This window comes from Paludisphaera sp. (genome assembly GCF_037189885.1).
GTDB lineage: Bacteria > Planctomycetota > Planctomycetia > Isosphaerales > Isosphaeraceae > Paludisphaera.
Window position 1 is genome coordinate 1 of record NZ_JBBCIR010000108.1, and the last position, 13,680, is coordinate 13,680.

Sequence of the window (13,680 nt, forward strand, 5' to 3'; positions counted from 1 at the left end):
CTCATCCGGCCTACGGCCACCTTCTCCCACGAGGGGAGAAGGATGCTTGGCTTAACCGTGGGACTTCTGCGCGCGGGAAGGGCGGGCCTGGGCCGCTCACTCCGCCTCGGGGGCCTTGCCGCCGAGGAGGTAGAGCACGGCCATGCGGACGGCCAGGCCGTTGTGGACCTGGTCGAGGATGGCGGAATGCTTGCCGTCGGCGACCTCGGGGGTCAACTCGACGCCGCGGTTGATGGGGCCCGGGGCGAGGATGAGGAGGTCGTCCTTGGCCTTCCGCACGCGCTCCTGGGTCATCATGTAGAAGTGCGAGTATTCGGCCACCGAGGGGAAGAGCGCCCGTTGCTGGCGTTCGAACTGGATGCGCAACACGTTGATGACGTCGCAGCGATGGAGCACGTCGTCCAGGCGGTGGGCGACCTCGCAGCCGAGGCGTTCCAGCGACCGCGGCACGAGGGTCGGCGGGCCGCAGAGGATGACCCGGGCGCCGAGCTTCAGCAGGCCCCAGATGTTGGAGCGGGCGACGCGGGAGTGGGCGATGTCGCCGACGAGGGCGACGGTCAGGCCCTCGATCTTGCCCTTGGCGCGGCGGATGGTCATCAGGTCGAGTAGGCCCTGGGTGGGGTGCTCGTGGGCCCCGTCGCCGGCGTTGATGATGGACGACTGGACGTGCTGGGAGAGCAGGTGGGGCGCGCCCGGGGTCGGGTGCCGGACGACCATCACGTCGCAGCCCATGGCCTCGATGTTTCGGGCCGTGTCGATGAACGTCTCCCCCTTGGAGATGCTGGAGACGCTCGCGGTGAAGTCCTGCACGTCGGCCGAGAGCCGCTTGGCGGCCAGGCTGAAGCTGGTCCGCGTGCGGGTCGAGTTCTCGAAGAACAGGTTGAAGACGATCCGCCCCTGGAGCGCGGGGACCTTCTTGCGGCTCCGGTTGGAGACCTCGGAGAACGACTCGGCCGTGTCGAGGACGGCCGTGATCTCCTCGCGGGAGAGCTCTTCCAGGCCGAGGAGGTGCTTGCGGGTCCACGGGGAGGGGGGGGAGGCGGGGTCGGGGTCGGCCGGGGTCGCTGGGCCGGCCGGCGTCGCGGTGCTCACGAAGGGCTCCTCTCGGGGCCTGGTGAAGAAGCGGAGGGGGCGGGCACGCGGACGATCTCGTCGTCCGTGTCGATGGGGCGGAGGCGGACCTGCACGCGGTCGCGGGGGCCCGTCTGGAGGGCGAGGCCGACGACGTCGGGCTGGATGGGCAGCTCCCGCCCGCCGCGGTCGACCAGCACGGCCAGGCGGATCCGCGACGGCCGGCCGAGGTCGCAGATGGCGTTTATGGCGGCCCGGATCGTCCGGCCGGTGAACAGCACGTCGTCCACGACGACGACATCCGCGCCGTCGACGTCGAAGGGGATCTCGGTCCCGCGGAGGACGGGCCACCGACGCGTCTGGTCGAGGTCGTCGCGGTAGAGCGTGATGTCCACCGCGCCGACGGCGACCTCGCCGAAGCCGAGCCGTTCGGCCTCGGCCGCCAGGCGCTCGGCCAGGGGGACGCCCCGCGCCCGCACGCCGACCAGCCGGACCGGCGGCGAACCCGCCGCGTCGGCCCAGATCCGCCGGGCCATCTCGGCGACGAGGGCGGCGGTCTCCCCCTCGTCGCGCACGCGTACCTCTTGCGATCCCATCGCGTCCACCTCCGTCTCTGGCGAAGTCTAGCAGACGAAACCGAGGGGGGGCAAGCGATGGGGGGGAGGCCGAGTCAGAGGTATTCGATTGTGGCGATCATGTCCTCGGGCTCGATCCGCTCCCAGATCTCCTCCAGGCGGCGTATCAAGTCGCCCATGCGGTATTTGTGCCGATGGCGGTAGATCACTCCGGCGTGCGGGACGCCCTGGGCGTGGAGCCTGAGATGATCGTTGTCGTGAGTCACGAGGGCGCGGCCCTCGGCGAGCGCGAAAGCGAGCTGACGGCGATCATCCTCGCCGAGCAAGGCGGCCTCCTGAGAGGTCGACACGTCGATGCCGCGTTTTCGCAAGGCGCGGGCGATCGCCGGGTCGACGTCCTCATCGAGGTGGAACCGGATCGTGCGTGGTATCGTCGCCCCTGTTACGCATAAGCTTCAGTTCGATCGGCGACGGCCCCTTGGCCTTCTGCTCGCGATACCACTCGTCATCGGCGGCGATCTCGGCCTCGAGCTAGTCGCGGTGATCGTGGTAGTACGCCAGCGCCGCGAATATGGACGCCATGTCCAGATGGGGCCATTGCGCCGCAATCTGCTCGGGGGTCATGCCCAGGTGGGCATAGCAGATCGCCACCTCCTTCACCCGGATCCGGGTGCCGGCGATGCGGGGCTTGCCGCCGCAGGTGTCCGGGGTGGCGACGATGTGCTCGCGGATCACCGGGATCGCGCCGACCATGGGGGGCCTCCTCGGCGAGGGGAATGGGGATGTAGGACTCCTCGCGACATTGTACGGCGCCGGCGGCCTGTCCGGCGCGCGGGGCGGGCGATCCGCCTTCCCCGAAGGCGCGTCGGGCCGGTAGGATGGGGGTTGGCTGGGACGGGACCGGACGCGATCATGGAGCCGACGCACCGATGAAAATCCTGCTGGCGAACCCCCGCGGCTTCTGCGCTGGGGTCAACATGGCGATCGAGTGCCTCGAGCGCGCGTTGGAGTTCTTCGGGCCGCCGGTGTACGTCTATCACGAGATCGTCCACAACAAGCACGTCGTCAACCGCTTCGTCCACCGCGGGGTCGAGTTCGTCGACTCCATCGACGAGGTGCCGGAGGGCTCGCCGCTGCTCTACAGCGCCCACGGCGTCTCGCCCGAGATCCGGGCGCGGTCGAGGGCCCGGAAGCTGCTGGCGATCGACGCCACCTGCCCGCTCGTCACCAAGGTCCACCTTGAGGCGATCAAGTACGCCAAGGCGGGCTACACCATCGTCCTCATCGGCCACGAGGGGCACGACGAGGTGATCGGCACGATGGGCGAGGCGCCCGAGCAGATCATCCTGGTGGAGACGGCCGAGGACGTCCAGAAGCTGGAGATCGAGGACCCCGAGAAGGTCGCGTATCTCACCCAGACGACGCTCAGCGTGGACGACGCCAACGTCGTGATCGCGGCGCTCCGGGAGAAGTTCCCGAGCATCAACAACCCCCCCAAGGACGACATCTGCTACGCCACCCAGAACCGCCAGGGCGCCGTGCGCGAGCTGGCCGCCCGCGCCGACCTGGTGCTGGTGCTGGGGAGCCAGAACAGCTCGAATAGCCGCCGGCTGGCCGAGATCGCCCTGACGATGGGCGTGCCGTCGCGGCTGATCGACGGCGTCGCCGAGATCCGCCCCGAGTGGTTCGACGGCGTCGAGACGGTCCTCATCACGGCCGGCGCGAGCGCCCCGGAGGACGTCGTGCAGGAGTGCGTCGACTACCTCCAGCGGACCTACGGGGCGAGCGTCGAGAACGCCGTCGTCCGCGAGGAAGACGTCCACTTCCCGCTGCCGAAGTCCCTCCGCGAGCTGATCGCCGGGGGCGAGCCGCCGGCGACCCTCGCCCGATCGTGACCCGTCGGGGGCTCAGCGGGGCATGTCGTCGAACTCGCGAGGGTCGACGGCCCCCGTCGCCTCCTCCTCGGCCCTCGGGACCTCCCGGTGCAGTCGACCGAAGGCGGCGACCACCAGCCCCGTCGCCTGCAGCAGGCAGATGGCGTGGATGACGTCGCTGGCCACCCGCAAGAGGTAGCCGTGGGGCGACATCCACATGTTCGGGCGGAGCGGCCATCCCGCCCGAAGGTCGGTCGTCTCGAAGAAGAGCAGCACCCAGAGCACCGCCCCCGTCGCGGCCAGCGACCGCGTCGACTTGGTCGTGTCGCCCGCCGACTCCTCCCCCAGGTGCGTCAGCATCTCCCCGGAGAGCGTCGCCAGCAGCGCGAACTGGGCCCAGCCCAGCGCCGCGCCGATCTGGTAGCGCAGATAGGCGTCCGGGCGCCGGGCGTCCGGGTCGCCGAGATTCAGGAACCACGAGCCGACGTCGAACAGGCACATCGTCATGAGCACGCCGGCGAGTCGACGCCAGCGCGGCGAGTCCCACGCGGCCCAGAGCAGGGCGGAGCCCGCCAGGGTCGTCCAGGGCGCGGCGGCGCTCACCAGCCTCGACACGCCGGATTCTCGCATCCACGTCCAGAACTGGATCAGCGTCGCCTGGCCCATCAGCCGGCAGACCAGCGCCGGGACGTCCACCGCGCAGACCACGACCAGCCCGGAGGCCAGTAGGAAGAAGCCGAGTCGGCTGGTCCGATAGGCCTTCGCGAAGTCGGTCGCGTTGTCTTGCATGGATGAATCCGGCCGGGCCATGGGTGTTTCCGTCATCCTACGCCCGGCCCGTGAACCTGCCAAGGGGCCCCGAGGATCGTCGAGTCGCCGGCGGGGCCGCCTTTTCATCCAAATTGCATCGATTCACGCGGCCGATTCGCGGCTTTTGCTACTATGCTTGGAATGGGCGGCCGGCCGGAAGCGAGGGGCCTCGACGGGCGTCCGCGGAGACTCGCCGATCCCGCGTGCCATCCCTGGAAGGCGGGGTCGATGGTCGATCCCGCGCCTCGCCGCGTCGACAAGCCGGACCGACGACCCCCATGAGCAACGCCGACGAGCATCCCTACCGTGGCGAGGAGATCAACGGATCGAGCGCGTCGATCGCGCCCGGGGTCTCGCCCGAGTTCTTCCACGCCTATCGCCACGAGAGCAGCTTGAGGTTCCTGATCAAGTCCGCGGTCGTGGTCCTGGGGATCGGCGCGATCGCGGTGGTCGGCGGCAACTCCTTGCGCGGGGTCGGGGGATGGGCGGCCGGCGTGGGGGGCTACGCGTCAATGATCGTCGGCGGGTTGTTGGTGCTGCTCGGCCTGCTGCTCGCCTTCTTCGCGGTCGGATTTTGGAGCCTGATGGCCCACGCCTTCAAGAACGGGCTGCTCACGCCCGCGGTGGTCGTCTCACAAGAGCCCACCGCCCTGGCGGTCCTGGCCGAGATGGGCAACGGGGGCCGGACGTACCACGGCGTGCGCCGGCTGGTCGTCCCGGATCTCCCCGTCCACGGCGACCACCTGGGGACGAGGGTCCCGTGCAGCTCGACGTTTCAGCCGGGAGAGGCGGTGGATCGCTGGGCCTGGTTCACGCCCACCCCGATCAGCCACGGGACCGCGAGGCCCGCGGCCATCGAGGAGTGCTTCCGACGCCTCGGAGAGGAGCCGTTCCGCCGGCTCGAATCGCTCGTCCGGCTGGGCCTGGTCCCGCCCGACGAGAAGCAGGTGATCCTGCTTGACGAGAACTATCAGGTCCTGGAAAGGCTCAAGAAGCCTGATTGACGAGCCCGCCTCAGCCGCACTCCAGGGAAGCCTCGACGCCCCAGGGGCCGGGGGCCACCGAGGCGAGGGCGACGTCGACCGCGACCGTCAGGGTGTTGCGCTCCAGCAGCTCGACCGGGCCGACGACGAGGACGTCTCCATCCTCGCGGCGGGGGATCGGCGAACCGTTCAGCTCCGTCGCCATGACCCCCGCGAAGCCCCCCAGGCGGAGGCGTAAGGTCGGGGCCGAGGCGCCGATCGGGGGCCGCCCGAAGCGCCGGACCAGGAGCGCCCTCGCGGGCGCGTGCCCGTCGGGCCAGGGGAGGGCGGGCCAGTCCAGCGGGAGGGTGACTCGGACGGGGGCCGAGGGGGCGTCGGCGTCGACGATCTCCCAGGCGGCCTTCAAGTTGATGAGGCGCATGTTCGGGGTCCCGATCCTAACTCGGCCCCCGGGCTGACGATCGGGGCGACCGGCAAATTCCGCAATGGTATGGCCGAATTGGCCGATAACCAGTATAGTCGAGCCCTTCCCAGGGTCATCCTCGACTCGACATGATTCGACTCGGCGCCGTGCGTCGGCCGGGGGACGGCGGCGCGTCCGCGATCGCACGCCGATTCGTTTGCCCCACCTCGCGAGTCGCGGGCCAGCCCGCCTCTCGGCGCCCCGATCACTTGAGAGAAGCGAAGCCGTATGGCCGGTACCAATGGCGAGAGCGGCGGGGTTCGATGGGCGGTCTCCGAGCCCCGTCCGTCGACCATGAGCAACGGGCAGCCCCACATCGCGCCTCGGACGCGGTCGCTCACGGGGGTTCGGATCCTCGGCACCGGCAGCTACGCCCCGGACAACGTCGTCAGCAACCTCGACCTGAGGGACTCGCTCGGCTTCGACCCCGAGTGGATCGTCAATCGGACGGGGATCCACGAGCGCCGGTTCGCCCCGCCGCATCAGGCCACCAGCGACCTCTGCGCCGAGGCCGCCACGCGCTGCCTGGAGAACGCCGGCTGCGATCCGGCCGACGTCGACATGCTGGTGCTGGCGACGTTCACGCCCGATATGGCGTTCCCCTCCACGGCCAACCTGGTGCAGCATCGGCTGAAGCTCAACTGCGCCGGCTTCGACGTGCAGGCCGCCTGCGCCGGGTTCGTCTTCGCGCTGGTGATCGGCTCGCAGTTCGTGGCCACCGGCAACAGCAAGCGCTGCCTGGTGATCGGCGGCGACTGCAACAGCCGCGTCATCAACCCCGGCGACCAGAAGTCGTACCCGCTGTTCGGCGACGGCGCCGGCGCGGTGTTGCTGGGGGAGGGGACGAAGGAGCAGGGGATGCTCGCCTACCAGATCGGCTCCGACGGCTCGGGGTCCGACCTGCTGACCCGCCCGGCCGGCGGCAGCCGGATGCCCCCCACGGCCGAGACGGTGGAGCAGGGGCTCCACTACCTGACGATGGACGGCCGAGCCATCTTCAAGTGGGCCGTCCGCATCCTGGCCGACTCCTCGCTGACCGTGCTGGACCACGCCGGCCACGGCGTCAACGACGTCCGCTGGTTCGTCCCGCACCAGGCCAACGTCCGCATCATCCACTCCGCCAGCGACGTCCTGGGCTTCCACCGCGACGCGGTGTACAAGAACCTGGAGCGTTACGGCAACACCTCGGCCGGCTCCGTGCCGATCGCCCTCGACGAGCTCAATCGCGACGGCAAGCTGGAGGCCGGCGACCTGCTGCTGACCTCGGGCTTCGGCTCCGGGCTGAACTGGGGGACGGTCCTCTTCCGCTGGTGAGGCGGACCGACCGCGAGATCGTTCGAAACGGGCGAGGCGTCCCGGCCGAGGATACGGCGGGGACGCCTCGCGTGCGTTCGAAGGCCGCCCCGATCAGGTGGGGGAGACCGGGAGCCGGCCGACCTTGCGGCGGGCGAAGACGCCGGAGTCGAACGAGCCCAGGGCGTTGCGCCCGCCCGTCTTGTACGCCTTGCCGGCGACGTTGCCGGTAATCTCGCCGTCGCGGATGACCGGGTTGGTCGGGTTGAGGTCGGCCGAGGCCGAGACGGTGCTGTTGATCAGGTCGCCGCGCTGGCGGTACGACTCGATCCGGGTGCCGCGGCGGGCCGCCTGGAGGCCCTGGAGATGGGCCTGGTAGTCGTACCCGCTGGCGATGGCGCTGTTGAGCAGGTTCCCCTCGATGTTGGCGTGGCCGATCGAGCCGTCGGTGGTGATCGACGAGTTGGTCAGCGCCATGCCCGGGACCGAGGTGGGCGTCGGGTAGTTCGGGTGGTTGAGCGAGACGAACGCCGGGCTCTGCGAGTAGATCACGGAGAGGTTCGACGCGTTGGCGCTCAGCCCGCCGATCGAGCGGGCGCGGACGGCCCCGCCGAGCAGCCCGGCGGCGGGATAGCCGGTCGAGCCCTGGGGGATGCCGTACAGCGTCGCCGGGAGCGGGATGGTGCGCGGCTCGGGGTTCTGCTCGCTCGTCGGGGTCTGCGCCGTGGCGGTGAAGACGCCGGTCGGGTCGCCGAGGCCGCGGTGGAGCTTCAGGCGGCGGATCGGGCCGTTGACGTCCAGGGCGACGCCGTCGGCCACCCCGCCGAACTCGGCGCTGTTCAGCCGGTTCAGGCCGCTGTTCGACGACGTGAACGGGACCGTGTCGCGCTGGGCGGTGAAGTTCCGGGCCGAGCCGCGGACGCTCAGCTTGTTGACGGCCACGGCCTGCAGCGACGTGCGCCCGGTCGTGCCGACGACGTTGTAATAGAACTGGTAGCCGGCCGGCGGCGGGCCCGAGATCGGCCAGCCCCCGAAGGCCTCGACCGTCCCCTGCTGCGACCCGGTGACGTAGTTCGGCGGGTAGGCCGACTGGGTCGCCGAGACGATGCTGAACTCCTGGATGACGCCGTTGACCGAGAACTGGATCCAGGGGACCGTGATCGGCTCGGTCGGGATCGTCTCGCCGGAGCCGTCGTAGACCGAGTTGTAGATCGAGTCCAGATGGATCGAGGTCTTGACCGAGGTCGGGATGTTCGCCTGGCCGATCTGGATCTGGTAGGGCGTCGGGACCGGGTCGAGCGAGGTGTCGAACAGGCCGATGACGTCGTGGAACTCCAGGTGGCGGGCGCCCCCCAGGAGATAGACGCCGGTCTCGCTCGTGACGGCCGGCGTGACATCGCGGGTCAGGTCGAAGCCGTTGAGGACGACGCTGTTGACGCCCTGCGCGGCGATCAGCCGGTTGAACCGCACGGTCCCGCCGGTCACGGTCGTGGCCGAGGAGGTCGTGGAGCCGGTGACGTAAGTCCGGTTGATGTCCGAGCCGACGATCTGGATCGTGTCGATGTCGTCGTCGAGCGCGCCGTCGTTGGGCGTGGTGTCGCTGACGATGACCTTGCCGGGGCCGTGGACGGTGATGGTCCACTGGTTGCCGGTGCGGTCGACGCCGGTGACGATCTTGCCCTCGTTGCTGACGAGGACGCCGTTGACGTCGTGGGCCCTGTAGAAGGAGGAGGCCAGGTAGGCCCCTTCCTTCATGTTGGTGGCCGGATTGCGGATATACAGGTCGCTCGGGATGTACGGCGAGAGATAAGGGGCGATGTTGGACGCCAGGAGCTGCCGGGCCTCCAGGCTCTCGATGGCCTGGAACCGAGCGCGCCGGGACGTCGCGGGCCGGCTGGACCCCCTCCGCTTGCTACCCATGGAAGACTCCCTTCCCCAGCGGCCCGAGATTCGGGCGCCGACCCGGTCCCTGGACCGGGAGACGCCGCCGCGGCGGGCCACCCTCCGTGACTCGATTGGTCATCCGGCCGAACGGACAGACGCGCGGGCCGCGTCGGAGGTCCCCATCAGGGAGGAGGCCCGCCGCGCCGCGACTCGCTTACGACTCTCTTGTTCGGCGGCCGCCTCGCGTCGACTTCACGCCCCGGGCGAGGATGGGGAGGCCCGGGGGACGAGGGAATCGAGGGGAGCGGAAGGGGCGGTTAGGCCGGGGACGCGGGACGGAGCTGAGATAACGCCTCGGACTCGTCGTCGACGATCGGGAAGTAGCGGTCGAGCTTCATGACCCGGAGCAGGTCGTGGACGGCGGGCTGGAGGCGGAAGAGGACGAGCTTGCCCTCCTGCGTCTCGATCTTCCGCTTGAAGCCGACCAGGATGGCGACGCCCGAGCTGGAGAGGTAGTCGATCGTGCTCATGTCGAGCGCCGCGCGCGGGGTGGCCCGGCCCTTGACGAGGTCGAGGAGCCCGTCGCGCACGGGGGTGTTGCGGAAGTCGTTGAGCCCGGAGGCGTCCGTGAAGGCCACGACCAAAACGCCCGCGTCGTCTCGCGTGGTGAACGTACTCATGTCGACGAAATGCCTCCGACCGATCGACTCGGCCTCGCCGGTCCCGCCCCGCCGCTCACCGCCACGGGTCGCGCCCCGCCCCCGCCCGGGCGACCGGCCCGGGCGGCGAGGGGGCTCCTTTCCATCTTAACGCACGATTTTCCCGCCTTGCAAATGAGATCGCGGGCCGGGGCCGAAGAGCGGCCGAGTCGCTCCGGTCGTTCCGGCGCCGCGGGGCTCATCGGCCGCGGCCGTGCGCGTCGAGGTCGTTCCAATCCAGGCCCTTGAACGCGGCCGTCGCGGCGGCCCGGAGGGCGGCCCCGTCGGGGTCGGCGGCCGGCTCGGCGACCCGGGCGGCGACGGCCGCGTCGCGGACCGCCGTCAGCGCGGGGATCAGCCGGGCGTAGATCTCGGCCTGGCGGTCGGTCTGGGCCGGGCCGAACCGCAGGTTGAACGAATGCATGAACGCAATGAGGTCGCCGACCGTGCGCTCCTTGCCGTCCTCCAGGAGCTTGAGGAACGCCTTCATGCTCGGCTCGTCGAGGGTGCGGATCAGGCCTTCCAGGGTGGTGAGGTACGCCTTGGCGTCCTGCTGGCCCGGGTCGAAGAAGGCGGACCGCTTGGCGAAGTTGGCGCGGAAGTCGGAGACGGCCCGGCGGGCCTTCGCCAGCGTCTCGGGCGAGACGGCGCCCTTGAGATCCTCGGCGACCGCGGCGGACATCGCGGCGCGGACGGCCGAGCGATCGGCCTCGTACTCCTCGCCCATCAGCGACGGGGGGACGGCCCCTTCGGCGGTCATCTGGTCCAGGCAGACGGTGATGGCCTCGCTGGCCCACTCGAAGGGGATCTCGCGGATCGCGTCGGGGCTCAGCGGGGTCGCGACGCGGCTCGCCCGCGCGACGTCGGGGTCGGAGTCGAGGATCTGGAGCAATAGCTTGTTCAGGGTCGTGCCGTCGCGGGCCTCGATCCGCTCGGCGCGCGCCTCCAGATTGGCCTCGCGTTCGGCCCGCGCCGCCGCCTCGTCCTTCGCGAGCTGGATCTTGCGGGCGCGGAGGGCGGCGTTCCACTTCTGGGCGGTCTCGACGTTGATGGCGTCGGCCTTGGCCTTCTCCACGGCGTAGACGCCCTGGCTCCGGCCGTAGGAGCCGAGCGCCGCCATGTACCCGGCGCCGGGGTCCTCGCCCCAACGGCTCATGCCGTAGCCGCCGTAGCCCCCCGGATACATCATCTGCGCCTCGGCCGTCCCGAGGGCGGACGCCCCCACCACCAGCGCGATCGCGATCCCCGCTCGGCGAAGCATCTTGCGGCCCCCTCGGCTGACGGACGGTCCGGCGCGGCGGTCCCGGGCGATCGCCCGTTCGCATCCCGCCCAATCCGAGCGTAGGACACCGGGACGCCTCCGTCCACCCCCAGGCCCGTCAACGTTTCCCGCTGGCCGATCGGGTGTTAGAATGATCGCGTCGTCCGTCGTCGGCGCGGGGGGGCAGGGGCCCGGACCGGCGCGGCGGGCCGGACTCGCGGGGGATCTGGCTTGAATCGCCTCTGGCTCGCCCTTCGGACCTTCTGGCGGACTCTCACCGAGGCCGACTTCGCGGCGCGCGTGGAGCCCCTCTTCTCCGACCGGCCGACGGGCCCGGACCTCCGCGTCCTGGCGGTCCTCCAGCGCGACGGCCGCCTCGTCGACTTCCTGGAGGAGGACATCGACGGCTACGCCGACGCCGAGATCGGCGCCGCCGCCCGCGACATCCACCGGGGATGCCGCAAGGCGCTCCACGACTACCTGACCATCGAGCCGGTCCTCGACGGCGCCGAGGAATCGTCGGTGCGAGTCCCGGCCGACTTCGACCCGGCGGCCGTCCGGCTGATCGGCAACGTCGACGCGAAGCCCCCGTTCCAGGGGGTGCTCAAGCATCACGGCTGGCGCGTCCGATCGGTGCGCCTCCCGGTCCTCCCGGCCCCTCGCGACGATTCCTCGGTCCTCTCGCCGGCCGAGGTCGAGATCCCCTGATTCGGCCCCAAGCCGGGGCACACCGCGGAGGATAGGCATGTCGCGATACGTCGTGGGCGTCGACCTGGGGACCACCAACTGCTCCCTGGCCTTCGCCCCCGCGGAGGCCGAGGATCCGTCGAAGCCCTCGCCGATCGAGCAGCTTCCGGTGCCGCAGGTGGTCGGGCTGAACGACGTCTCCCCGCGCCCGCTGCTGCCGTCGTTCCTCTATCTGGCCGCGTCGGGCGAGTTCCCCGCGAAGGCGCTCGACCTGCCCTGGAAGGCCGGGGCCGACCGCGCCGTCGGCGTCTTCGCTCGCGACCACGGGGCGAAGTCGCCGGGGAGGCTCGTGTCGTCGGCCAAGAGCTGGCTGTCGCACGCGGGGGTCGACCGCCGCGCCGCCATCCTCCCCTGGTCCGGGCCCCCCGAGGCGCCCAGGGTTTCGCCGGTCGAGGCGTCGGCCGCGTACCTGTCGCACCTCCGCGAGGCTTGGGACGCCGGGCCGGGGAAGGACGCCGGCCGGCTCGAGGAGCAGGACGTCCTGCTCACCGTGCCGGCCTCGTTCGACGCCGTGGCGCGCGAGCTGACCGTCGAGGCCGCGAAGCAGGCGGGGCTGTCGGGCGTGACGCTCCTGGAGGAGCCTCAGGCGGCGTTCTACGCCTGGCTCGCCGGGGCCGGCGACGGCTGGCGGAAGCAGGTGAAGGTCGGCGACGTGATCCTCGTCTGCGACGTCGGCGGCGGCACGACCGACTTCACGCTCATCGCGGTCGAGGAGCGCGACGGCGACCTCGCGCTCAACCGGCTGGCCGTCGGCGAGCACATCCTGCTCGGCGGCGACAACATGGACCTGGCGCTGGCCTACGCCGTGGCCGCGAAGCTCCCGCGCGGGATGGACGGGCTCGACGCCGCGCAGCGAGTGGCGCTCAACCACGCCTGCCGCGCGGCCAAGGAGGCCCTCTTCGCCGACCCGAAGAAGGCCGCGGCGCCGGTCGCGATCCTCGGGAGGGGGTCGAAGGTCATCGGCGGCTCGATCAAGACCGAGCTGGACCGCGAGACGCTGGACCGGGTGCTGATCGACGGCTTCCTCCCGCTTTGCGACCCGACCGACCAGCCGGCGAAGGGGCGTCGCGTGGGCCTGGCGGAGATCGGCCTCCCCTACGCGGCCGACCCGGCGATCACCCGCCACCTGGCGCGGTTCCTGAGCCGGCAGGCGGGCTCGCTGCACGCCGACAGCGTCGTCATCCGGCCCTCGGCCGTGCTGTTCAACGGCGGCGTCTTCAAGGCCGACCCGCTGCGGAAGCGCGTGCTGGAGGTCCTCTCGAACTGGGCCGGCGCGCCGGTGCCGGACCTCAACTCGGACGACCTGGACCTGGCCGTCGCGCGGGGCGCGGCGTATTACGGCCAGGTGCGGCGCGGGCGGGGCGTGCGGATCCGGGGGGGCGTGGCGCGTTCCTACTACGTCGGACTGGAGACCTCCGCGCCGGCGGTGCCGGGCATCGCGCCGGAGATCAAGGCCCTGTGCGTCGTGCCGATGGGGATGGAGGAGGGGACCGAGGCCGACGTGCCGGGGCCGGAACTCGGCCTGATCGTCGGCGAGCCGGCCGTGTTCCGCTTCCTCAGCTCCACCACCCGCCGCGACGACCCCGTCGGGGCCGTCGTCGAGCGCTGGGCCCCGGAGGAGATTCAGGAGCTCGCCCCGCTGGAGACCGCGCTGGCCGTCGAGGGCGAGTCCGAGGCGATCGCCGTCCCCGTGCGGCTCCACTCGCGCGTCACCGAGGTCGGTACGCTGGAACTCTCCTGCCGGAGCGCCCGCGACGAGCGTGGCTGGAGCCTGGAATTCAACGTCCGCGAGCCGGGGGAGGGCTGAGCGGCCGGCGTCTGTGTCCCGAGCGCCTCCCGCGCTCGATCGTTGCACGGCCCGCGGGACTTCGACGAGCGGTCCCGCATCCTCCCTTCTCCCCTCGTGGGAGTAGGTGCCCCGGAGGGGCGGATGAGGGGGGCGCGACTGGGGGGCGTCGGAGGGTCTTTTGTGGTGCGTGCGTCCCGCCCGCACGCGCAAGCCAAGGCCGTGCGGGCGGGAC

The 13,680-nt window shown here is 71.0% G+C and carries 14 protein-coding genes; 5 read left to right on the forward strand and 9 right to left on the reverse strand.

Annotation, left to right across the window (positions count from 1 at the left end):
* Positions 1 to 96 precede the first annotated feature (96 nt).
* The 4 genes from WG209_RS24000 to WG209_RS24015 form a co-directional block, all read right to left on the reverse strand.
* A complete protein-coding gene (locus WG209_RS24000; protein WP_337177642.1) occupies positions 97 to 1,092 on the reverse strand; it encodes an aspartate carbamoyltransferase catalytic subunit in 996 nt (331 codons plus the stop codon).
* Positions 1,089 to 1,667, reverse strand: a complete 579-nt coding sequence (gene pyrR / locus WG209_RS24005; RefSeq protein WP_337177643.1) for a bifunctional pyr operon transcriptional regulator/uracil phosphoribosyltransferase PyrR — start codon at positions 1,665 to 1,667, stop codon at positions 1,089 to 1,091. Before pyrR ends, WG209_RS24000 begins: the two co-directional genes overlap by 4 nt.
* A gap of 74 nt (positions 1,668 to 1,741) precedes the next feature.
* Positions 1,742 to 2,077 carry a DUF5615 family PIN-like protein gene (locus WG209_RS24010; protein WP_337177655.1) on the reverse strand — a complete coding sequence of 112 codons (336 nt, stop codon included), beginning with the start codon at positions 2,075 to 2,077 and terminating at the stop codon, positions 1,742 to 1,744.
* Between the two features lie 100 nt (positions 2,078 to 2,177).
* Positions 2,178 to 2,399 (reverse strand): DUF433 domain-containing protein, encoded by a 222-nt coding sequence (locus WG209_RS24015; protein WP_337177644.1) that lies wholly within the window; start codon positions 2,397 to 2,399, stop codon positions 2,178 to 2,180.
* Positions 2,400 to 2,575: 176 nt separating this feature from the next.
* On the opposite strand from WG209_RS24015, the gene ispH reads away from it, so the two are divergent.
* Positions 2,576 to 3,541, forward strand: a complete 966-nt coding sequence (ispH, locus tag WG209_RS24020) for a 4-hydroxy-3-methylbut-2-enyl diphosphate reductase (RefSeq protein WP_337177645.1) — start codon at positions 2,576 to 2,578, stop codon at positions 3,539 to 3,541.
* 12 nt (positions 3,542 to 3,553) lie between these two features.
* Here the strand turns inward: ispH and WG209_RS24025 are convergent, their stop codons facing one another.
* Positions 3,554 to 4,309: a hypothetical protein gene (locus WG209_RS24025; RefSeq protein WP_337177646.1), complete on the reverse strand. Its 756-nt coding sequence runs from the start codon at positions 4,307 to 4,309 to the stop codon at positions 3,554 to 3,556.
* Between the two features lie 299 nt (positions 4,310 to 4,608).
* Between WG209_RS24025 and WG209_RS24030 the strand changes: the two genes are divergently transcribed.
* A complete protein-coding gene (locus WG209_RS24030; protein WP_337177647.1) occupies positions 4,609 to 5,334 on the forward strand; it encodes a DUF3239 domain-containing protein in 726 nt (241 codons plus the stop codon).
* A 10-nt stretch (positions 5,335 to 5,344) separates the two neighbouring features.
* On the opposite strand, the gene WG209_RS24035 is transcribed toward WG209_RS24030, so the two are convergent.
* Positions 5,345 to 5,734: a hypothetical protein gene (locus tag WG209_RS24035; RefSeq protein ID WP_337177648.1), complete on the reverse strand. Its 390-nt coding sequence runs from the start codon at positions 5,732 to 5,734 to the stop codon at positions 5,345 to 5,347.
* A 336-nt stretch (positions 5,735 to 6,070) separates the two neighbouring features.
* Here WG209_RS24035 and WG209_RS24040 point away from each other — a divergent pair, with 336 nt between their 5' ends.
* Entirely contained in the window at positions 6,071 to 7,090 is a 1,020-nt protein-coding gene (locus WG209_RS24040) for a beta-ketoacyl-ACP synthase III (protein ID WP_337177649.1), read from the forward strand.
* A gap of 93 nt (positions 7,091 to 7,183) precedes the next feature.
* Here WG209_RS24040 and WG209_RS24045 read toward each other — a convergent pair whose 3' ends face one another.
* From WG209_RS24045 to WG209_RS24055, 3 genes are all read right to left on the reverse strand, one after another.
* Complete coding sequence (locus WG209_RS24045) at positions 7,184 to 8,989, reverse strand: hypothetical protein (protein WP_337177650.1); 1,806 nt, start codon at positions 8,987 to 8,989, stop codon at positions 7,184 to 7,186.
* Between the two features lie 281 nt (positions 8,990 to 9,270).
* Positions 9,271 to 9,633, reverse strand: a complete 363-nt coding sequence (locus WG209_RS24050) for an STAS domain-containing protein (protein WP_337177651.1) — start codon at positions 9,631 to 9,633, stop codon at positions 9,271 to 9,273.
* A 217-nt stretch (positions 9,634 to 9,850) separates the two neighbouring features.
* Positions 9,851 to 10,912 carry a hypothetical protein gene (locus WG209_RS24055; protein ID WP_337177652.1) on the reverse strand — a complete coding sequence of 354 codons (1,062 nt, stop codon included), beginning with the start codon at positions 10,910 to 10,912 and terminating at the stop codon, positions 9,851 to 9,853.
* Positions 10,913 to 11,143: 231 nt separating this feature from the next.
* On the opposite strand from WG209_RS24055, the gene WG209_RS24060 reads away from it, so the two are divergent.
* Positions 11,144 to 11,620: a DUF2760 domain-containing protein gene (locus WG209_RS24060; protein ID WP_337177653.1), complete on the forward strand. Its 477-nt coding sequence runs from the start codon at positions 11,144 to 11,146 to the stop codon at positions 11,618 to 11,620.
* A 37-nt stretch (positions 11,621 to 11,657) separates the two neighbouring features.
* A complete protein-coding gene (locus tag WG209_RS24065) occupies positions 11,658 to 13,466 on the forward strand; it encodes an Hsp70 family protein (protein ID WP_337177654.1) in 1,809 nt (602 codons plus the stop codon).
* Positions 13,467 to 13,680 lie beyond the last annotated feature (214 nt).

Coding starts and splice junctions, on each gene's coding strand:
- pyrR (WP_337177643.1), bottom strand. CDS start 1,667: ATGGGATCGCAAGAGGTACGCGTGCGCGACGAGGGGGAGACCGCCGCC.
- WG209_RS24015 (WP_337177644.1), bottom strand. CDS start 2,399: ATGGTCGGCGCGATCCCGGTGATCCGCGAGCACATCGTCGCCACCCCG.
- ispH (WP_337177645.1), top strand. CDS start 2,576: ATGAAAATCCTGCTGGCGAACCCCCGCGGCTTCTGCGCTGGGGTCAAC.
- WG209_RS24025 (WP_337177646.1), bottom strand. CDS start 4,309: ATGCAAGACAACGCGACCGACTTCGCGAAGGCCTATCGGACCAGCCGA.
- WG209_RS24030 (WP_337177647.1), top strand. CDS start 4,609: ATGAGCAACGCCGACGAGCATCCCTACCGTGGCGAGGAGATCAACGGA.
- WG209_RS24035 (WP_337177648.1), bottom strand. CDS start 5,734: ATGCGCCTCATCAACTTGAAGGCCGCCTGGGAGATCGTCGACGCCGAC.
- WG209_RS24040 (WP_337177649.1), top strand. CDS start 6,071: ATGAGCAACGGGCAGCCCCACATCGCGCCTCGGACGCGGTCGCTCACG.
- WG209_RS24045 (WP_337177650.1), bottom strand. CDS start 8,989: ATGGGTAGCAAGCGGAGGGGGTCCAGCCGGCCCGCGACGTCCCGGCGC.
- WG209_RS24050 (WP_337177651.1), bottom strand. CDS start 9,633: ATGAGTACGTTCACCACGCGAGACGACGCGGGCGTTTTGGTCGTGGCC.
- WG209_RS24055 (WP_337177652.1), bottom strand. CDS start 10,912: ATGCTTCGCCGAGCGGGGATCGCGATCGCGCTGGTGGTGGGGGCGTCC.
- WG209_RS24065 (WP_337177654.1), top strand. CDS start 11,658: ATGTCGCGATACGTCGTGGGCGTCGACCTGGGGACCACCAACTGCTCC.